Origin of the sequence: Promicromonospora sp. NPDC050249 (genome assembly GCF_040656015.1) — a bacterium.
Taxonomy (GTDB): domain Bacteria; phylum Actinomycetota; class Actinomycetes; order Actinomycetales; family Cellulomonadaceae; genus Promicromonospora.
In genome coordinates this window covers 15,309-34,923 of the sequence record NZ_JBFAKY010000008.1, presented here as the reverse complement: position 1 = coordinate 34,923, position 19,615 = coordinate 15,309, and the positions used below count along the sequence as shown (strand labels likewise).

The following is a 19,615-nucleotide window of genomic DNA, read 5'->3' as shown; positions in this document are numbered from 1 at the left end:
GTGGCTGAGGATCAGCCGAGACGCTCACCCGTGTTCGCGGAGAAGATGTGCGAGTGGCCGGCCTCGATCGCGACGGCGATGACGTCGCCCTTGTCCGGGACGCTGCGCGGGTCGATGCGCACGATGAGCTGGTTGGTCTCACCGGCGGTGAGGTTCAGCTCCGTGTCGCCCTTGAGGGTGCCGTAGACGAACGCGTCCGAGCCGAGCTCCTCGACGAGGTTGACCTCGACGTCGAACGAGCCGGGGGTGCCGACCGGGACGACGTCGAGCGCCTCGGGCCGGAAGCCCAGGGTGACCTTGCCGCCGTCGGCCTCGGTGAGCTCGCTCGCGATGGAACGCTCGAGCGGGACGTCGGCGGAGCCGACCTTGACGACGCCGTCCTTGACGTCGAACGTGCCGATGTTCATGGCGGGCGAGCCGATGAAGCCGGCGACGAACACGTTGTTCGGGCGGTCGTACATCTCGCGCGGCGTACCGACCTGCTGGAGGACACCGTGGTTCAGGACGGCGATGCGGTCACCCATGGTGAGCGCCTCGGTCTGGTCGTGGGTCACGTAGACCGTGGTGACGCCCAGGCGGCGCTGCAGCGACGCGATCTGCGTACGGGTCTGGACACGGAGCTTGGCGTCGAGGTTCGACAGCGGCTCGTCCATGAGGAACACCTGGGGCTGACGCACGATGGCGCGGCCCATGGCGACACGCTGACGCTGGCCACCCGAGAGGGCCTTCGGCTTGCGGTCCAGGTACTCGGTGAGGTCGAGGATCTTCGCTGCTTCCTCGACGCGCTGGCGGATCTCCGCCTTCGGGGTGCCCGCGATCTTCAGGGCGAAGCCCATGTTGTCCGCCACCGACATGTGGGGGTACAGCGCGTAGTTCTGGAAGACCATCGCGATGTCGCGGTCCTTGGGCTGCACGTCGGTGACGTCGCGGTCACCGATGAAGATGTGCCCGCCGTTGACGTCCTCGAGGCCTGCGAGCATCCGCAGCGAGGTGGACTTACCGCAGCCGGACGGGCCGACGAGGACGAGGAACTCGCCGTCCTCGATCTCCAGGTTCAGCTGGTCCACAGCCGGGCGCTCAGTGCCCGGGTAGACGCGAGTCGCGTGATCGAAAGTGACCGTAGCCATGACTAGTACATCCCTCCACCGGCAGGTACGTGCCGGACGATCCGTTGTGGTCGGGTGCCGTTGCTTCCACTCACGTGTCGGCGGTGACACTTGCAGCGCGATCGTACCCCGGTTCGTCAAGGCCGCGGTATCGACCGGGTCACGATCGAGTCAGATCTCCGGCTCACCCATCGGCGCGCAGCGTGCGCGAGAGATCGGCGAGGACGGCGGCCAGGGCGTCCGGGTCCGGGACGCGGTGCGAGGCGAGCGTGTCGCCGGTACCCACCTTGATCGACAGGTCGCCGGACTCGAGCGCACCGAAGGCGTGCTCGTCGGTGGTGTCGTCGCCCGCGTACAGGACGCGCACCTTCTCGACCCCGAGCTCGGCCGCCACGGTGCCCCGCAGCCGGCGCAGGGCCTCGCCCTTGCTGGTCGGCACCACCGACACCTCCACCACGTCCTTGCCGTGCATCGGAGGCAGGCCAAGGTTGGCGGCCACCTCGTCGGCGGCCACGGTGATGGCGGCGGCGTCGTCCACGCTCGCCAGGCGCGTGTGCACGACGGCGGCGGCGGGCTTGACCTGCACCCACGCCCCCTCCCGGCCCGATACCGCCGACTCGAACCCGGCGACCAGCGCGTCGAGCTGCCCGGACTGGACGGTCGACAGGTGGAACGGCACCTGCTCGACGCCGGTGGCGGTGGCCCGGCCGGCCTCCGCGCCGTGGCTGCCGACCAGGAACGTGCCGTCGGGGGCGACCGTCCGCTCCGCGAGGTCGGACAGGTCCCGGCCGGAGATGAAGGCCAGGCGCACCGGAGCGTCCTGCGCGAGCGCGTGCAGCTGCTCGATGGCGGCGCGTGCGGCGCGCGTCATGGTGGACGCCTTGGGGTCGTCGACCAGCGGCGCGAGCGTCCCGTCGAAGTCGCACGCGAGCAGCCAGCCGGTGGTCGGCTTCCTGCGCCGTCCGTTCCCGTTGCCCATGCGGGCGAGCCGGCCCCGCGCGGGTGCGCCGTCGGGCACGGTGGTGAACGCCGTCAGCGCGTCGCGGAGGTTGTGGTGGCGCGGCTCCGCGGAGCGCGGGTCCACGGTGAGCGGGCGGGGCGGTACGGCGGTGAGTACGCCGAGGAAGGTCTCCGACCACTTCGCGACGTCGTCGGACAGGACCTTGCGGCGCAGGCGGCGCATGCGCCGCCGCTGCTCCTTGGGGTCCATGGTCGCGGCGGCCACGATGATGTCCTTCATGCCGTCGATGTCGTGCGGGTTGACGAGCAGGGGGCCGGGGGAGAGCTCGTCGGCCGCACCGGTGAACTCGCTCAGCACCAGTGCACCGCGCTCGTCGGACCGTGCAGCGATGTACTCCTTGGCGACCAGGTTCATGCCGTCGCGCAGCGACGTCACCAGCAGCACATCGGCGGCCAGGTAGAGCGCCGCCATCTCCTCCGGCGGGTAGGAGTGGTGCAGGTAGTGGATCGCGGAGTGGCCCAGCTCGCCGTACTCACCGTTGATCCGCCCCACCAGGATCTCGACGTGCTCGCGGAGCTCCTGGTATGCGCCCACGTTCTCGCGGCTGGGGCTGGCCACCTGCACGAGCGTGGCGTGCTCGACGTCGAGGCGGCCGTCGTCGAGCAGCTCGCCGTACGCCTTGATGCGGTGCCGGATGCCCTTGGTGTAGTCGAGCCGGTCGACGCCGAGCATCAGCGTCTCGGGGTTGCCGAGGTCGGCCTTGATCTCCTTGGCCCGGGCCTGCACCTCGGGGGTGCGGGCCAGGGAGTCGAACCGGCGGGAGTCGATCGAGATGGGGAACGACGACGCGCGCACGTGCCGGCCCGGGCGCCCGTCGGCGTCCGGGATCGTGATGACCGGGCCGCGCGTGGTGTAGCCGGTGAGGCGGCGGGCGGAGCGTACGAAGTTCGCGGCGTCACCGGTGCGCTGGAACCCGACGAGGTCGGCACCCAGCAGGCCGTCGATGATCTGCCGGCGCCAGGGGAGCTGCGCGAACAGCTCGACCGGCGGGAACGGGATGTGGTCGAAGAACCCGATGCGGAGGTCGGGGCGCAGGTCGCGCAGCATGCGGGGGACGAGCTGGAGCTGGTAGTCGTGCACCCAGACGACGCCGCCCTCCGCGGCCTGCTCGGCAGCGGCGTCGGCGAAGCGCTGGTTGACCCGGCGGTACGCGTCCCACCACTGGCGGTGGTAGTCGGGGCGCTCGATGACGTCGTGGTACAGCGGCCAGAGGGTGCCGTTGGAGAAGCCCTCGTAGTAGCGCTCGATCTCGACCGCGGTCAGTGTCACGGGGACCAGCAGCATGCCGTCCGCCTCGAACGGCTCGTGGGCGAGGTCGGGAGCGCCCGACCAGCCGACCCAGGCGCCGTCGGCGTCCTGCATCACCGGTTCCAGCGCGGTGACGAGGCCACCAGGAGACCTCTGCCAGGTGAGATCGCCATCTGGGCCGACCGAGAAGTCAACTGGAAGTCGGTTCGCGACGACGACCAGATCGTACCCGTCTTTACCCGGCAATGTACTGCTCCTTGGTTGTAGAAGAGTCTCGCTGTCCAGTGCCAAGAGTAGCGGCGCCTCTTGCCTGCTCAGGGTAACGAGGAGGCTGTTCACTCGCTGCCCGCCTGTGCGGGAATGCCGGGCATCCGCTGCCCGCGCCGACTACGGTGTGCCTCATGAAGGAGGCGGAGACCTCGATCTCGATCCCGAACGGCGCCGGCCCTGCGGCCGGCTCGAAGCTCGGTGGTTACACGGTCGTGCGCGAGATCGGGTCGGGTGCCATGGGCGCCGTCTACCGCGCCGAGGACGACGGCGGGCACCCCGTCGCGCTCAAGATGCTGCACCGCCACCTCGATGACCCCGCCGCCCGCGAACGCCTGCGGCGGGAGGCCGCCGCACTCCAGGGCCTGCGGCACCCCGCCGTGGCCCGCGTGCTGGACGCCGAGCTCGAGGGGCCTGAGGCCTTCATCGTCACAGAGCTCGTCGAGGGGCCCACCCTCGAGGAGGAGATCGACGAGCGCGGCCCGCTGGACTCCCGCGACCTCTTCGAGCTCGCCGACCAGCTCGCGGACGCGCTCGAGGCCGTGCACGGTACCGGCGTCGTGCACCGCGACCTCACCCCGTCCAACGTCCTCATCGCGCGCAGCGGACCGGTCCTCATCGACTTCGGGCTCGCCCAGGGACCGGGCGACGTCCGGGCCACCCGGACCGGGTTCGTCATGGGCACCCCCGGTTACCTCGCCCCTGAGCTGCTCGACGGCGCGGAGCCCGGCCCCGACACCGACTGGTGGTCCTGGGCCGCCGTGCTCGCGTTCTCCGGCACCGGCCGCGCACCGTTCGGCGTGCGGCCCATCGAGCTCGTGCTGAGGCGCTCGCGGCAGGGCCAGGCGGACCTCGACGGGCTGCCCCCGCGCACGGCACGGGCACTGGGTGCGGCACTCCGGGCGGTGCCCGTCGAACGCTGGGGGCCCGACGAGGTGGCCAGGGCGCTCAAGGCCGAGTCGGAGGCGTTCATCGCCGCGACGACGGGCTCCGACGGTTCAGGCGGCCCGACGGTGGTGCTCGGCCCCGGTGACCCTCGCACCGCCTCGACGCCCGCCGACCTCGGCTCGACGCGGGTCATGCCGCAGGGCCTCCTGTCGCACCCGGTGTCCGAGGCGGCCGGAGGCGCAGGGATCGGTGCGGCGGCGGGTGCTGCCGCCGTCGCGGGAGCCGCCAGGGGGCGGTCGGTCACGGGACGGGCGGTCGGCGCCCCGCGCCCTGTTCCGCCGTCCGTCGGACCGGCACACGCCCCGGAACAGGCGAATCCCACGCACGTCACCGGCTACCGAGGACTGTTCGCCGTCATCGGGCTCGCGCTGGTGGCGCTCGCGACCACCCGGCCAGGGATCGCCGTCGTCGTGCTCGTCGCGCTGATGATCATGTCCCGCCTGGCGGGGATCGCCGTCGACGAGTTCCGCAACCGCCGCGCGCGACGTGGCCCGGGCCGGGGCGACGCGCTGGTGGCGACCCTCCTGTCGCCCTGGCATCTCGTGCGAGCGGTGTTCGGCGTGCTGCCCGCCACTGCGGTCGCCCTCTGTGCCGGCGTCATCGTCGTGCTGCTCGGGCTCATCGTGTTCGCGCCCGGCAACGTGATCCTCGCCCCCATCCAGACCGTCGAGGCGCGCTCGGTGGGCGGGATGAACGAGCCCATCGTCGACAGCCTCGTGCTCGGCATCGCGATGCTGGTGACCGTGGTCGTCGCGTGGTTCGGACCGGCGTCGTACGGGACCCGCGTCGGGGCCGGCCCGATGCTGCGGCGGATCGCACCCAGCTGGGGACCCAAGGTCATCCTCGTCCTGGTCGTGCTGGCGCTCGCCGTGCTCGCCGCGCAGCCGTTGTTCGACGGCTCGGTGGACGTGCTGTGGTGGCCCTTGGCGGACCGCCCCGCCGTCGTGTGGTGATCCACGGTTTCGGTGCCGGGATCGTAACGAAACGTCCAGCAGTCTCCCAGCGAGCACTTGTAGTCTTGAACTGGGCGCCTGTGGCGCCTCGCCCCATTGGCCCGCATCTCGAAGGACCCTGATGTCGACGAATCAGACCAAGGCACAGCGCCGCGACGCAGCCCGCGCCGAGGCACTTGCCCTTCAGAAGAAGCAGCAGGCACGTGAGAAGCGCAGCCGCCTGATCGTGCTGAGCGCGCTCGGAGTCGGAGTCGTGATCCTGGTCCTGGCCGTGGTGCTGATCTTCCAGGAGAGCCAGAAGACGCCCATGGAGAAGGTCGACAGCTTCCCGGCCGGCGTCGTCGAGCAGACCGGCATCCCGGTCGGTGCAGATGGCGTTGCGGGTACCGAGAACGAGGGCGCCAAGACGCTCGACGTGTACGTGGACTACATGTGCCCGATCTGCAAGCAGTTCGAGACGATGAACGCCGCGAGCATCGCCGAGATGCGTGAGGCCGGTGACCTCACTCTGGTGGTGCACCCGGTCTCGATCCTGGACCGCGCGTCGCAGGGCACCGAGTACTCGACGCGCGCGGCGTCCGCCGCGGCGTGGGTCGCCGACCAGGCTCCCGAGCAGTTCGCCGCGTTCCACGACGCGATGTTCGCCAGCCAGCCGGCGGAGAACACCCCCGGACTGTCCGACGAGCAGATCGCCCAGGTCGCGGAGCAGGCCGGTGTACCGGCCGATGCTGCTGCCGGGATCGCCAGCGGTGAGGCGCACGACACCTACAAGGAGTGGGTCTCTGCTTCGTCGGAGGTCGCGGGCAGCACCGAGTCGCTCCTGAACGCCGAGGGCGGATTCGGTACGCCGACCGTGGTGATCGACGGCGAGCGGTTCGAGGGCTGGCAGGCCCCCGGCGGCCTGACCCAGGCCATCACCGGTGAGGCGCCTGCCTCCGAGGAGCCTTCTGCGGAGCCTTCTGAGGAGCCGTCCGCGGAGCCGTCCGAGTAATTCACAGGTTGTGGACGGCGGGGTCCCGGGCTGCGGCCCGGGACCCCGCCGCCTGTTTCCGGCCGGCAGCTGTCCTCGACTCGGATTCTGGTGGCCGGACCCGTTAGGCTGGTCCCCGCCCGCCGCCTTAGCTCAGCTGGTAGAGCTCCCGCCTTGTAAGCGGAAGGTCGTCGGTTCGAACCCGACAGGCGGCTCCACGCGGCCCAGGTCAGTAGCTGTCACTGACCTGGGCCGCTCGTTTGCCGTGAACGGGACGCCTGCAAGTGACCGAACTCAGCGACTTCGGTCCGTTACTACGAGATCGGTCATTCAACCGACCGATCTCGTAGCAAGGGACCGATCTCACTTCGGATGGGAAGCAAGCGACCGAACTCGCGAGACGGCGGTCGTGCGCCGATCAGTGGGCGACCGCTCGCACCAGGTGCTCCGCCACCGCGCGGCGCTGCGCCTCGGGCAGATCGCGGTAGGCGAGCGCCTCGAACATCCACAGCCCGTCGGCGGCGAGTCTGGTGACAAGCCGGGCCATGGACGCGGCGTCGGTCCCGACGTCGGTGGGAACCGGCGCCCAGCGCTCCAGGACGCCGTTCCACGGCGCTGCCCACGCGGGGTGCGTGGCCGACTCCAGCATGAGCTGCAGCTCGGCGCGGGTCGCCGACCGGGCGTTCACGCGGATGTAGGCGGACAGGCGCTCGTCGGCGGAGAGCTCGTCGAGGGGCCGGCCGGCCTCGGCCAGGAGGGAGGCCTCCCAGCGGTCGGCGAGGTGCTGGTGGATGGCGACGAGCAGGTCCTCGCGGGACGGGAAGTGGTACATGATCCCGCCGCGCGTCAGCTCGGCCTCGGCCGCCACGGAGTCGAAGGTGACGGCGGTGACGCCCTCACGCTGGATGACGCGGACGGCGGCGTCGAGGATGCGGTCGCGGTTGCTCGGTCGCACGGGTTCTCCGGGGTGCTCGGTCGGGGGGTCAGTGGCCGGAGCCGTAGGCGGAGGACGCCGATCCCGGCCCGTAGGCGCGAAGCAGCGTGGTCGTGACGATCGCGCCGACCGTGAGGACCCCCGCGCAGACCACCATGACCGTCGAGTAGCTGTTGCCGAACGCGCGGAATGCGGCGTCGAGGACCTCGGGCCCGCTGCCGGGTGCGGCAAGGGCGTCGGTCAGGGACCGGCGGGCCTCGACCGGGGCGCCGACCGGCAGGCGGACGGTCAGGGTGTAGATGGTGGTCAGCAGCGAGCCGAGCAGAGCGACCGCGGCGAGGCTGCCGAACTCGTAGGAGACCTCTTCCACCGAGGAGGCCATGCCAGCCCGCCGGGCGGGTACGTTCCCGATGATCGCCGTCGAGGCCACGGACATCGCCGCGCCCAGGCCGACGCCCGTGACGAACAGACCACCGAGCAGCCACCCCGTCCCGTGCGGGACGGCGACCAGGGTCCACGCCACACCGACGGCGCCCACGCCGAGGCCGCCGCCGATCAGAAGCCGGAGGCCGACGACGTGCAGGAAGGCGCCCCCGAGGATCGACGAGGGCAGGGAGCCGATCGCGACGGCGGCCACCAGCAGTCCAGACTCAAGCGGCGAGAAGCCCGCCACGAGCTGGAACCGCTGGGTGGTGGCCAGCTGCAGGCCGCCCATGGCGAACATGGCGAACGCCGCGGCCAGCACGCCGGAGGCGAACGCGGCGTTGCGGAAGATCGACAGGTCCAGCAGCGGGAACGGCAGCCGCCGCTGCCTGCGGACGAACAGCCACCATCCGACGACCGTCGCCAGCGCCGCGCTGAGCAGCACCGTATCCGAGCGGTCGATCTTGACCACCTCCTTGATCAGCACCACGAGGCCGATCAGCGTGACGAGGGCCTGCAGGGAGGAGATGAAGTCCCACTTCGTGCCCGGGTGCGGGTCGTCCTGCGGGGCGACGGCGACCCCGAGGACGAGAGCGGCAAGGACGACCGGCACGTTGATCAGGAAGATCGAGCCCCAGGCGAAGTGCTCGAGCAGCGCGCCGCCGACGATCGGTCCGAGCGCGCCGCCCACCACCGAGAGGCTGCCCCACACGCTGATCGCGATGTTGCGCTCGCGCTCGTTGACGAAGGCCACCCGGATCAGGGCGAGCGTGGCGGGCATCATCGCCGCCGCGCCGACGGCCAGCAGTCCGCGCGCGGCGATCAGGACCTCCGGCGTGGGTGCCGTGGCCGCCAGGAAGGAGGCGAGCCCGAACACGGCGAGACCGGCCAGGAACATGAGCCGGTGGCCGAACCGGTCCCCGAGGGTTCCCGTACCCAGCAGGAGCCCGGTCATCACCAGCGGGTACGCGTTGATGATCCAGAGGCTCTCGGTCCAGCTCGCGTCGAGCTCCCGGGTGAGGGTCGGCAGCGCCGTGTACAGGATCGAGTTGTCCAGGGTGATCAGGAGCAGGCCTGCGCCCACCGTCACCAGGAGCGTCCAGCGCCGTCGGGGGCCGAGCAGCGACACAGGAGCGTCGACCGGAGGGCTCATCGTCATGGCAGTAACTGTACCATCTAGAAGGTTAAGTTACTCGGTGAACAGGCGGAATCCGGAACGGCGGAGGCTCCCCGGTGCGAACACCGGAGAGCCTCAGAGATTCACCCGCCGATCCTACGGGCGGACGCGTGGTTACGCCCGCGGCCACTGCTGCGGCGTCGGCCATTTCGCGGTGCGGCCGTCGCCGCTGGAGGTGCCCGTCAGTCGGCGCCTGACCCATGGACCCACGTGCTGGCGCATCCACGCCGCGTTGGCGCGCGCCGTCTCGCGGAAGGCCGCAGGCGGGGCGGCGTCGAGCGGGGCGTCGTAGGCGGCGTCGTCCGGCTCGAGGCCGAGCGCGACCAGTGCCGCGTTCGCCACCCGCTGGTGCCCCTCAGGGGTGAGGTGGATGCGGTCGTCGGACCAGAGGCGCAGGTCGCCCAGCGCCCGCATGCCCCACAGGTCCAGGACGTGCGCGCCGGTCCGGCGGGCGATGGACCAGACGTTCGCGTTGAAGATCGCCGTGCGGCCGTTGGTCCAGCTCAGGGCGGCGCCGGCCTTGAACCCGGTGCCCATCAGGACGTCGGCCCCGGTCTCCCGGAGCGCGACGACGGCATCCTCCAGCGCTGCCGAGAGCGCGTCGATGTCCGCGGAGGCGCGCAGGATGTCGTTGCCGCCCGCGACGAGCGAGACGAGGTCGGGCTTGGCGTCGACGGTGACGTCGAGCTGTTCGGCGATGACCGGGCGCAGCTTGCGGCCACGGATCGCGAGGTTCGCGTACTCGAGCGGCGCCTCACCGGCGGCGATCCGGCGTGCCGAGAGGATGGCGGCGAGGTCGTCGGCCCAGCCGCGCTGGACGTCCGGGGCGTCGGGGTACGGGTCCCACAGGCCCTCCGAGAAGGAGTCGCCCATGGCGATGTACCGCGCCCAGCGGACGGGTGCGGCGGTGGGGAGGTCGGGGGTCTGGCCTTCCGGGTCTGGGGTCGTCGTGGCGCTCACAGCGCCCATTCTCCCGCTTGGAGCGGGGAACTCGCCGGCTCGGGGGTGTGACGGGCAGCACAAACTGGCAGTGTCGGAGGGTGCCGGTAACCTCCTGAGCGTGGAGACCATCGTGAACCCGACGCCCCCTGTCGACACCGCTGCCGCCTCGGGCCCGCCCCCGTTGTCGCAGGTAGTTGCACCGGACTGGGCGGAGGCACTGGCAGACGTCGAACCGCGCATCCACGCGATGGGTGACTTCCTGCGCGCCGAGGTCGCCCAGGGGCGCACCTACGTGCCCGCGGGAGAGAACGTCCTCGCGGCGTTCAAGCGGCCGCTCGCGGACGTGCGCGTGCTCATCGTGGGCCAGGACCCGTATCCGACGCCCGGGCACGCCATGGGGCTGTCGTTCTCCGTCCAGCCAGAGGTGCGGCCCGTGCCGCGGTCGCTGGCCAACATCTACAAGGAGATGCAGGACGACCTCGGCACCCCGCTCCCGTCGAACGGCGACCTGCGGCCGTGGGCCGATCAGGGGGTCATGCTGCTGAACAGGACCCTCACCTGCAGGCCCGGCGCCTCCGACTCCCACGCCGGCAAGGGCTGGGAGGAGATCACGGAGGCGGCGATCCGTGCGCTCGTGGCGCGGGGCGGTCCGCTCGTGGCGATCCTGTGGGGCGCGAAGGCGCGCAACCTGAAGCCGTGGCTCGGGGACGTGCCGATCGTCGAGAGCGCGCACCCCTCGCCGCTGTCGGCACGCAACGGGTTCTTCGGGTCGAAGCCGTTCTCGCGGGCCAACGCGCTGCTCGAGCAGCAGGGCGCGCAGCCGGTCGACTGGCGCCTCCCGTAGGCGCGGCCGCGAAGGTCCTGTTTCGGCGTCGAGGGGCGGGTCGGCGTGTTGACACTGTGAAAGGGGAAGGGTGAAGAACAGTCACGTCCTTCGGGTACGCGGTGAGCCGGTGAGCGAGGTGCTGGCTCCCGGGGTCGACAGCCCCGATATCGAGCGGGTCAACGGCGCCGAGAGCAGGCTCTCGGACCGCGACCGGGAGATTCTCGCGTTCGAGCGCCGCTGGTGGAAGTATGCGGGCGCCAAAGAGGAGGCGGCACGGGAACTCTTCGATCTGACGGCCACGCGCTACTACCAGGTTTTGAACGCGCTGATCGACACTCCCGCCGCCCTTGAGCACGACCCGATGCTGGTCAAGCGCCTGCGCAGGGTCCGAGCGACCCGCCAGCGGGGGCGCTCTGCACGACGGTTGGCCGATGAGAACCACTGACCGGGCACCGATCCGTCACAACGACCCGCTACTCTCTCTGCCGTGACGAAGAGTGGCTACCCCTACCCGCCCGACGAGTTCGACGTCGCTGTCCCCGGGGGCGCACCGGTGGGTGTGCACCGCGCGCCGCGCAGCGGTTGGAGCTCGGCCTGGCCGTTCCTGCTGGTCGCCGTAGTGTGCGCCGCCGTGGCGTGGGGCGGCATCACGCTGCTGTCCGGAGGTGGCGACGACCCTGCAGAGGCGCAGGGTGGCGCGTCGCCTTCGGTGTCGGCATCCGGCTCGGCCTCTGCCTCGGCGCCGAGCGCTTCGCCGAGCCCGTCGCCGTCGGCAGAGACGCCTGAGCAGAGCGTGGCAGATCTGGTCGCGGCGGCCGACCCCGCTGCGAAGTACATGGTGTACAACCTCGGGACCGTCCAGGGCCTCGCGGCCACGGCCAATGCGAGCCTCGTCTCCGGCGGCCTCGGTGGGTCGGAATACACCGCGACGCCGCCGGAGACCGACCTCTCTGCGGTAACTTCGGCCGGGACGAACGTCGTCTGGTACGGCGAGGGGCGGGACAAGGAGGCCAAGGCGGCCGCCGCGATCCTGGGCATCCCGGAGGCCAGCGTCGTCATGAACGCCGCCGTGACGAGCTCCCCTCAGGCTGTCTGGGTCTTCCTGTTCACGGCACCGACGGGCTGATGACGCCAGCTGGCTGAGCGTGCCGATGGCAGCGTTGTCGTCGGCATTCGGTCAACCACTGGTCGGCTCCCGGGCAGGGTCGGAGTGTGGGCGATTTTCCGTCCGGCTCGTACCACTAGATTGATATTCGCCTGCCCGGACCGTGCCTCAGGTCTCTGACCTGCCCGTTCGCCATCCGCTTAATACCTCATACGGGACATAGAGGGTTCCCTGGTGTGAGCCGGACCACTAGGCTCGAACCACCACGGGTCGACCGAGTGTCCCGTGCAGAGGTACAAGGAGAACTACGCATGGCCCAGGGCACCGTCAAGTGGTTCAACGCCGAGAAGGGGTATGGCTTTATTACCCCGACTGCCGGCGGCCAGGACCTTTTTGTTCACTACAGCGCGATCCAGTCCGATGGCTACCGGTCCCTCGACGAGGGGCAGGAAGTGGAATTCGAGGTGGGGCAGGGACAGAAGGGCCCGCAGGCAGAGCAGGTTCGTCCACTCTGATTCGATGGGACGACGGGCGGGAAGGGCCCGCCCGTCGCCCGCCGCCCCCCAGGACAGCCGGGACCCAGACCCCGGCGTCCGATCTGGACGGTCGATGACGACCGTCGTTTCCGCGCAGCCGGACGATGATGCCCGACGCCGCCGAGCAGCCGCCCGTACCGCGGCTGCTCGTCCTGGCACCTGGTCCCCCGCCAGGCGAGCCTCGACCGGTAGGACTGGCCCCGCCATGGGCCGTCCGGCCCGATACCGTGATTCGATGGGGGAGTGACCCTGCTCGACGCGGTGGTGGTGGGTTCAGGACCCAACGGCCTGGCGGCCGCGGTGACGCTCGCCCGCGCGGGGTTAGGGGTCCGGGTCCTCGAGGCCCAGCCGACGATCGGTGGTGGCGCCCGCACCGTCGCGATCCCCGAGCTCGCGGACGGCATGCTGTTCGACCTCTGCTCCGCCGTGCACCCCATGGCCTGGGCGTCGCCCTTCTTCCGGTCCTTCGATCTCTCCGCACGCGGTGTCGAGCTCGTCGCACCCGACGTCGCCTACGCCCATCCGCTCGACGGCGGACGCGCGGGCATCGCCTTCCGCGACCTGGCTCGGACTGCCGACCGGCTCGGGCCCGACGGCGACGCCTGGGGCGACCTGCTGGGCCCGCTCACCGCCCACTGGCGGCAGGTCACGGCGCTCGCTCTGGGCGACAAGCGGACGGTGCACGGCATGGCGGAGGGCGTGCCCGGTTCCGGCGGGCACACGCTGCCCGTGCGGGCCCTCGCCTCGATGGTCGGGCCCGGTCTGCACTTCGGCTCCGCGCTCCTCGAGCAGGGCGGGCCCCGCTGGGACCGCAGGTTCCTCACGGACGAGGCCAAGGCGCTGCTCACCGGCGTCGCGGCGCACAACATCACACCGCTCCCGTCGCTCGGGGGCGCGGGGACGGCCCTGCTCCTCGCGGCGCTCGCGCACGCCGACGGCGGCTGGGCGATCCCCGTCGGTGGCTCCCAGGCGATAGTGAACGCGATGGTCCGCGACCTGGAGGCGCACGGAGGAACCGTCGAGACCGGCCGCCGGGTCGAGAGCTGGTCCGACCTGCCGCCCGCGCGGGCCGTCTTCTTCGACACCACGCCCAGCACCCTGCTCCGGATCGCCGGCGACCGGGTCCGGCTGAGGCGCCGCGCAGCCCTGCGACGGTTCCAGTACGGGAACGCGGCGGCCAAGGTCGACTTCGTCCTCGACGGTCCGGTCCCCTGGCAGGTACCCGACGTCGGGCGCGCCTCCACCGTGCACGTCGGCGGCACTCGGGCCGAGCTGGTGGCCGCGGAGGACAGCGTCTCGCACGGGCTGCATGCCGACCACCCGGTGGTCCTGGTCAGCGACCCGAGCGTCGCCGACCCGAGCAGGCTCAGCGGTCCGGTGCGGCCGCTGTGGACGTACGCGCACGTGCCCGCGGGGTCCACGCAGGACGTCACAGAGGCGGTGACCAGGCAGATCGAGCGGTTCGCGCCCGGCTTCCGCGACGTCGTCGTCGGTTCGCGGTGCATACCCGCCGCGCAGATGGAGCGCCACAACGAGAACTATCCGGGTGGCGACATCTCCGCGGGGGCGGCCACGATGTGGCAGATGGTCGCGCGCCCCACGCTCGCACCTGATCCCTACCAGGTCGCCGAGGGGCTCTACCTGTGCTCCGCCTCGACCCCGCCCGGGCCGGGCGTGCACGGGATGGGTGGCTGGCACGCCGCCCGCCGGGCGCTGCTGCGGGAGTTCGACGTCCGCTCGCTGCCGGACCTCCGTCCGTGACCCAGCCGACCCGGACGCGCCTTGCACTCTCATGGTCCGAGTGCCAATAATGTCTTAGCACTCTCCGTTCGAGAGTGACAGCAATGGTCGAATGGTGAGGCCTCCGGTCACGACGAGACATGATCGTCGGGACGGCAGGCCGTCCGTCGCGGGCACCGGCCGGCCTGGACAAGCCACCAGCGGAGGATTCATCCCCATGGCCAAGATCATCGCGTTCGACGAGGTTGCTCGTCGAAGCATGGAGCGCGGGCTCAACCAGCTCGCCGACACGGTGAAGGTCACGCTCGGCCCGAAGGGCCGCAACGTTGTTCTTGACAAGAAGTGGGGCGCCCCCACGATCACGAACGACGGTGTCTCCATCGCCAAGGAGATCGAGCTCGAGGACCCGTTCGAGCGGATCGGCGCCGAGCTCGTCAAGGAGGTCGCCAAGAAGACCGACGACGTCGCGGGTGACGGCACCACCACCGCCACCGTGCTCGCCCAAGCGCTCGTGAAGGAGGGCCTGCGTGTCGTTGCCGCCGGTGCCAACCCGATCGCCATCAAGCGTGGCATCGAGAAGGCCGTCGAGGCCGTCACCGAGCAGCTGCTGAACGCCGCCAAGGACATCGAGACCAAGGAAGAGATCGCCGCCACGGCCGCGATCTCGGCCGGTGACCCGGCGATCGGCGAGCTCATCGCCGAGGCCCTCGACAAGGTGGGCAAGGAAGGCGTCATCACCGTCGAGGAGTCGAACACGTTCGGCCTCGAGCTCGAGCTCACCGAGGGTATGCGCTTCGACAAGGGCTTCCTCGCGCGCTACTTCGAGACGGACCCCGAGCGCCAGGAGGCCGTGCTCGAGGACCCGTACGTCCTGATCGTCGAGTCGAAGATCTCGAACGTCAAGGACATGCTGCCGCTGCTCGACCAGGTCATGAAGTCGGGCAAGTCGCTCCTCATCATCGCCGAGGACGTCGAGGGCGAGGCCCTGGCGACCCTGGTGCTGAACAAGATCCGTGGCACCTTCAAGTCCGTCGCCGTCAAGGCGCCGGGCTTCGGCGACCGCCGCAAGGCCATGCTGCAGGACATCGCGATCCTCACCGGCGGCCAGGTCATCACCGAGACGGTGGGCCTCAAGCTGGAGAACGCGACGCTCGAGGAGCTCGGCCAGGCGCGCAAGGTCGTCGTCACCAAGGACGAGACCACGATCGTCGAGGGTGCCGGCGAGGCCGACCTCATCGCCGGTCGCGTGAACCAGATCCGCAGCGAGATCGACAAGTCCGACTCGGACTACGACCGCGAGAAGCTGCAGGAGCGCCTCGCCAAGCTGGCCGGTGGCGTCGCCGTCATCAAGGCCGGCGCGGCCACCGAGGTCGAGCTCAAGGAGCGCAAGCACCGCATCGAGGACGCCGTTCGCAACGCGAAGGCTGCCGTCGAGGAGGGCATCGTCGCCGGTGGTGGCGTGGCCCTCATCCAGGCCGGTGCCGTCGCGTTCGCCAAGCTGGAGCTCGAGGGCGACGAGGCGATCGGTGCCTCGATCGTGCGTGCCGCCATCGACGCGCCGCTCAAGCAGATCGCGATCAATGCCGGCCTCGAGGGTGGCGTCGTCGCGGAGAAGGTGCGCAACCTCCCCGCCGGTCAGGGCCTGAACGCCGCGACCGGTGTGTACGAGGACCTGCTCGCCGCGGGCGTGAACGACCCGGTCAAGGTGACCCGTTCTGCTCTGCAGAACGCGGCCTCGATCGCCGCGCTGTTCCTCACCACCGAGGCAGTCGTCGCCGACAAGCCGGAGCCCGCGGGCGCCCAGGGCGGCGACCCGACCGGTGGCATGGGCGGCATGGACTTCTGAGTCCTGCCTGACCAGCCCGGGCCTCGGCCCAGGCAACCTGTCCGACGCCGGCCGGTCACCCTCTCACGGAGGGTGACCGGCCGGCGTCGGCCATTTGTGAGAACTCGTCAGGAGAACATGCGCGTGGCTGCCGCCTCCGCCTCCGCATAGGTGCGGGCAGCGGCCGTCAGGGCCGCCTGGATCGCGTCCAGGGCGCCCTCCACCTGCGCCTGCGCCCCGCGCCACTGCGCGACGGTGCCGCCGAACGCGGCGGCCGCCGGACCGTGCCAGGTCGCCTGCAGGGCGTCGAGATTGCGCATCAGCGCCCCCACCTCCGTCCGCACTGTCGCCACAGAGCCCGCCACTGCCGCGCCCGCCTGCTCCACCTGGTCGCTGTCGACCTCGAACCGCATGGTCATCCCTCCCGCGCGCCGGCCGGTCCGGCGTCGTCCACCCGACGGTAGGTACGGGCGGCCCGACGGCGGAGGGTGTCCGGGGCCGGCTGTGCACAGGCGCGCCCCAGCCGGAGGTGTGGTCGTGCTCGGAGCGCTGCCCGGCCGTGGGGAGGGTCCGGGTCAGACGGCGTCGAGCTTCGACTGCTCCTTGCGCAGCCGGTGCAGCTCCATGTCGAGGTTCTGCCGCGCGGGCTCCTCCCACGCGGCGCCCATCGGGCTCAGGAACAGCGACTTGCGGGCGAGCAGCCGCTCGATGACCCGGATCCGCGCCCTGAGGTAGTCCTCGATCGGGATGTGCGCGTACTCCGCGCGCACCGCCGCCTTGTACTCCTTGTAGCGCTGGGGCTCGGCGGCGAGCATCGCGAGGTCGGCGTCGTTCAGCACCGCGGCGTCGAAGTCCGAGGGGTTCGGCGCGTGCCGGACGATGGCGTTGACCAGCGCGGCCACCCGGTCGGCTGCGCGTGCGGGCACTCCGAGCGCGGTCAGCTCGTCGTGGGCGAGGAGCGCGGAGGCGGTCGACTGCTCGCCACCCTGCGAGGCCTCGGCCACCTTCTTCTCGGAGCTGAACACCGCACCGTGGTACCAGGCGGCGAGGCGCACCAGGTCGGGTTCGTGCGTCTCCTCGGCCAGCTGGTCCACCCGGTGCAGGACGGCGGCGAGGTGGCGCAGGTTGTGGAAGGCCCGGTGCTCGTCGGCCCAGCGGCCCAGGAGAGCCTGCCCGACCTCCTCGATCGCCTCGGTCCCCGCCGTGGCTCCCGCGCCCAGCGCACTGCGGACGAAGGACGTGAGCAACCACTGCGGCGCGTCAGACGTGAGCACGCCCATGTGAATTCTGCCTAACGGTCGATGTCGGTCACTGCACCGCCAGCCTATTACCGAATGGGTCAGCGGCGACTACTACCGTCTTGGATGCTGGTCACGACTCCGACACGTTGTGCAGTGGTTCAGAGCGGCAGGGTGACCTGGACGGTGAGGCCGCCGCCGTCGGTCGGCGCCACCTCGACGTGCCCGCCGTGCGCGCCCACGATCGCCGCGACGATCGCCATCCCCAGTCCCGAGCCGCCGGACTCGCGGGTGCGGGACGAGTCCGCGCGGTAGAACCGCTCGAAGATCCTGCGGCCCTGCTCCTCGCTGAGGCCGGGGCCGTGGTCGCGCACCTCGAGCACCGCCACGCCGTCGTCATTCCGCACGCCGAGCGCGACCTCCGCGGGCGTACCCGCCGGTGTGTGCCGCGCGACGTTGCCGATGAGATTGGTGACCACCTGTCGCAGGCGGTCGCTGTCGCCCTCCACGACCAGTGTGTCCGGTACCTGACCCGCCGGGTCGTCCGGGGCGGCGTCCGCGTCGAGCGGTACGAGGGCCACCTCTCGCGTCGGGTCCAGGGCGTGCAGGTCCTGGACGGAGTCGCGCGCGAGAGCGACCAGGTCGACGTCGGCCCGGGCGATCGGGCGGCCCTCGTCGAGCCGGGCGAGCACCAGCAGGTCGTTCACCAGCGTGCCCATGCGGCGCGCGGCGTCCTCGATGCGGAGCATCGTGTCGTCGACCTTCTCCGTGCTGTCCAGGGCGCCCATCCGGTACAGCTCGCCGTACCCGCGGATCGTCGCGACCGGCGTGCGCAGCTCGTGGGACGCGTCCGAGACGAACTGGCGCATCCGCACCTCTGAGGCCTCCTGTGCGGCGAAGGCCCGCTCGATCTGCGTCAGCATCGCGTTGAGCGACGCAGCGAGGGAGCCCATCTCCGTGCCGGCGGGGGCCTCGGGGACGCGCTGCGAGAGGTCGCCCGCCGCGATCTGGGCTGCCGTGTGCTCGACGGACCGGAGCGACCGGAGCGATCGTTCGACCAGGACCCATGCGGTGAGCCCGCCCAGCAGGACGATGCCCAGGCCGGACATGATCAGCGTGCGGGTCAGGATCGAGATCGTCTTGTCCATGCCGACCAGCGGTAGCGCCACCTGGATGACTACCGGCTCGCCGGTCGCTCGCACCGTCGCGGCGAGGGTGATCGCACGCCAGCTCTCGCTTCCAGCGGTGTCCGTCACGGCGGGCACGGTGTACGCCTTGACTGTGGCGTCCGAGGCCTCGTCGAACGTCGTGGTCGGCAGGTCGGGCGTGCCGAAGCGTGTCACCGTCTCCGTGCCGTACTTGCGGACCTCACCGTTCTCGTGGGTGACCTGGACGTAGTAGTCGCTGGGTAGGCCCTGTGTCGGGCCCTGTGGAACGTCGCTGGTCACACTGAGGGCGGCCATGTGCAGTTCGTAGTCGACCTCGTCGACGAGGAAGTACGACACGACAGTCGTCGTCGCGATCGCCGCGATGCCCAGCCCCGCCGCGAGCAGCAGCGAGATGATCGCGACCAGCCGGGCGCGCAGCGGGATGCCGGACAGGCGCTCCTTGATGCGCTCAAGCACGGGCGGGCTGCGGAGCGCGGAGCAGATACCCCACTCCGCGCTTCGTGTGGATCAGGGGCGGCAGCATCTCGCCGTCGATCTCCAGGGTGTCGATCTTGCGCCGCAGGTAGGAGATGTACGACTCGACGATGTTCGCGTCGCCGCCCCAGTCGTACTGCCACACGTGGTCCAGGATCTGCGCCTTGGACAGGACGCGGCCGGAGTTGAGCATGAGGTAGCGCAGCAGCTTGAACTCGGTGGGGGACAGGTCCACCTCGACGCCCGCGCGCCGCACCTCGTGCGAGTCCTCGTCCATCTCCAGGTCTCCGACGTGCAGCACCGCCTCCTCCTCGGGGGCCGGCACGCCCGTGCGGCGCAGCACCGCGCGGATCCGGGCGACCACCTCTTCGAGGCTGAAGGGCTTGGTCACGTAGTCGTCGCCGCCGACGGTGAGGCCCTGCACCTTGTCCTGCGTGTCGTCCTTCGCGGTCAGGAAGACGACGGGGGTGTGCCTGCCGGTAGCCCGCATCCGGCGGGTCACGGTGAAGCCGTCCATGTCGGGGAGCATCACGTCGAGCACCACGAGGTCGGGCTCGACGTCGCGGACGAGCTGAAGTGCGCCGTTGCCGTCCGCTGCCGCATGCACCTCGAAGCCCGCGAAGCGCAGGGAGGTGGACAGGAGCTCGCGAATGTTCGGTTCGTCGTCGACCACGACGAGACGCGCCTCAGGAGTAGCCATGCTTCCAGTGTGC

The 19,615-nt window shown here is 70.9% G+C and carries 17 protein-coding genes and 1 tRNA gene; 9 read left to right on the top strand and 9 right to left on the bottom strand.

Annotated features, from left to right (window positions below):
* Window positions 1–11 precede the first annotated feature (11 nt).
* Together ugpC and otsB are read right to left on the bottom strand one after the other, a co-directional pair.
* On the bottom strand, window positions 12–1,127 hold the full coding sequence (ugpC, locus tag AB0I32_RS08310; protein ID WP_357504736.1) for a sn-glycerol-3-phosphate ABC transporter ATP-binding protein UgpC: 1,116 nt from the start codon (window positions 1,125–1,127) through the stop codon (window positions 12–14).
* A gap of 163 nt (window positions 1,128–1,290) precedes the next feature.
* A complete protein-coding gene (gene otsB / locus AB0I32_RS08305) occupies window positions 1,291–3,621 on the bottom strand; it encodes a trehalose-phosphatase (protein ID WP_357504735.1) in 2,331 nt (776 codons plus the stop codon).
* A 155-nt stretch (window positions 3,622–3,776) separates the two neighbouring features.
* Between otsB and AB0I32_RS08300 the strand changes: the two genes are divergently transcribed.
* The 3 genes from AB0I32_RS08300 to AB0I32_RS08290 all read left to right on the top strand — a co-directional run bounded on the left by AB0I32_RS08300 (window position 3,777) and on the right by AB0I32_RS08290 (window position 6,731).
* Window positions 3,777–5,543 carry a serine/threonine-protein kinase gene (locus tag AB0I32_RS08300; RefSeq protein ID WP_357504733.1) on the top strand — a complete coding sequence of 589 codons (1,767 nt, stop codon included), beginning with the start codon at window positions 3,777–3,779 and terminating at the stop codon, window positions 5,541–5,543.
* A gap of 121 nt (window positions 5,544–5,664) precedes the next feature.
* Window positions 5,665–6,534: a thioredoxin domain-containing protein gene (locus AB0I32_RS08295; RefSeq protein WP_357504731.1), complete on the top strand. Its 870-nt coding sequence runs from the start codon at window positions 5,665–5,667 to the stop codon at window positions 6,532–6,534.
* Between the two features lie 121 nt (window positions 6,535–6,655).
* Window positions 6,656–6,731, top strand: a tRNA-Thr gene (locus AB0I32_RS08290).
* 200 nt (window positions 6,732–6,931) lie between these two features.
* On the opposite strand, the gene AB0I32_RS08285 is transcribed toward AB0I32_RS08290, so the two are convergent.
* The 3 genes from AB0I32_RS08285 to AB0I32_RS08275 all read right to left on the bottom strand — a co-directional run bounded on the left by AB0I32_RS08285 (window position 6,932) and on the right by AB0I32_RS08275 (window position 9,920).
* Window positions 6,932–7,468, bottom strand: a complete 537-nt coding sequence (locus tag AB0I32_RS08285) for a TetR/AcrR family transcriptional regulator (RefSeq protein ID WP_357504729.1) — start codon at window positions 7,466–7,468, stop codon at window positions 6,932–6,934.
* A 28-nt stretch (window positions 7,469–7,496) separates the two neighbouring features.
* Entirely contained in the window at window positions 7,497–9,029 is a 1,533-nt protein-coding gene (locus AB0I32_RS08280; protein WP_357504727.1) for an MFS transporter, read from the bottom strand.
* A gap of 132 nt (window positions 9,030–9,161) precedes the next feature.
* Complete coding sequence (locus AB0I32_RS08275) at window positions 9,162–9,920, bottom strand: SGNH/GDSL hydrolase family protein (protein ID WP_357505061.1); 759 nt, start codon at window positions 9,918–9,920, stop codon at window positions 9,162–9,164.
* 196 nt (window positions 9,921–10,116) lie between these two features.
* Between AB0I32_RS08275 and AB0I32_RS08270 the strand changes: the two genes are divergently transcribed.
* From AB0I32_RS08270 to groL, 6 genes are all read left to right on the top strand, one after another.
* The gene (locus AB0I32_RS08270) at window positions 10,117–10,833 is read left to right on the top strand and encodes a uracil-DNA glycosylase (RefSeq protein ID WP_357505059.1); all 717 of its coding nucleotides are present in this window, start codon (window positions 10,117–10,119) and stop codon (window positions 10,831–10,833) included.
* A 118-nt stretch (window positions 10,834–10,951) separates the two neighbouring features.
* The gene (locus tag AB0I32_RS08265; RefSeq protein ID WP_357505057.1) at window positions 10,952–11,260 is read left to right on the top strand and encodes a DUF3263 domain-containing protein; all 309 of its coding nucleotides are present in this window, start codon (window positions 10,952–10,954) and stop codon (window positions 11,258–11,260) included.
* A 42-nt stretch (window positions 11,261–11,302) separates the two neighbouring features.
* Window positions 11,303–11,941, top strand: coding sequence for a hypothetical protein (locus AB0I32_RS08260; protein WP_357504726.1), 639 nt, complete (start codon window positions 11,303–11,305; stop codon window positions 11,939–11,941).
* A 290-nt stretch (window positions 11,942–12,231) separates the two neighbouring features.
* Window positions 12,232–12,435, top strand: a complete 204-nt coding sequence (locus tag AB0I32_RS08255) for a cold-shock protein (RefSeq protein WP_108493306.1) — start codon at window positions 12,232–12,234, stop codon at window positions 12,433–12,435.
* 264 nt (window positions 12,436–12,699) lie between these two features.
* Complete coding sequence (locus AB0I32_RS08250; RefSeq protein ID WP_357504724.1) at window positions 12,700–14,217, top strand: NAD(P)/FAD-dependent oxidoreductase; 1,518 nt, start codon at window positions 12,700–12,702, stop codon at window positions 14,215–14,217.
* A gap of 196 nt (window positions 14,218–14,413) precedes the next feature.
* Complete coding sequence (gene groL, locus AB0I32_RS08245; protein WP_357504722.1) at window positions 14,414–16,042, top strand: chaperonin GroEL; 1,629 nt, start codon at window positions 14,414–14,416, stop codon at window positions 16,040–16,042.
* A gap of 107 nt (window positions 16,043–16,149) precedes the next feature.
* Here groL and AB0I32_RS08240 read toward each other — a convergent pair whose 3' ends face one another.
* The 4 genes from AB0I32_RS08240 to AB0I32_RS08225 form a co-directional block, all read right to left on the bottom strand.
* Complete coding sequence (locus AB0I32_RS08240; protein ID WP_357504720.1) at window positions 16,150–16,440, bottom strand: WXG100 family type VII secretion target; 291 nt, start codon at window positions 16,438–16,440, stop codon at window positions 16,150–16,152.
* Between the two features lie 156 nt (window positions 16,441–16,596).
* Window positions 16,597–17,301 (bottom strand): hypothetical protein, encoded by a 705-nt coding sequence (locus AB0I32_RS08235; RefSeq protein WP_357504718.1) that lies wholly within the window; start codon window positions 17,299–17,301, stop codon window positions 16,597–16,599.
* A 119-nt stretch (window positions 17,302–17,420) separates the two neighbouring features.
* Window positions 17,421–18,884, bottom strand: a complete 1,464-nt coding sequence (locus tag AB0I32_RS08230; protein ID WP_357504716.1) for a HAMP domain-containing sensor histidine kinase — start codon at window positions 18,882–18,884, stop codon at window positions 17,421–17,423.
* The gene (locus AB0I32_RS08225; protein WP_357504714.1) at window positions 18,877–19,602 is read right to left on the bottom strand and encodes a response regulator transcription factor; all 726 of its coding nucleotides are present in this window, start codon (window positions 19,600–19,602) and stop codon (window positions 18,877–18,879) included. Before AB0I32_RS08225 ends, AB0I32_RS08230 begins: the two co-directional genes overlap by 8 nt.
* Window positions 19,603–19,615: the final 13 nt, after the last annotated feature.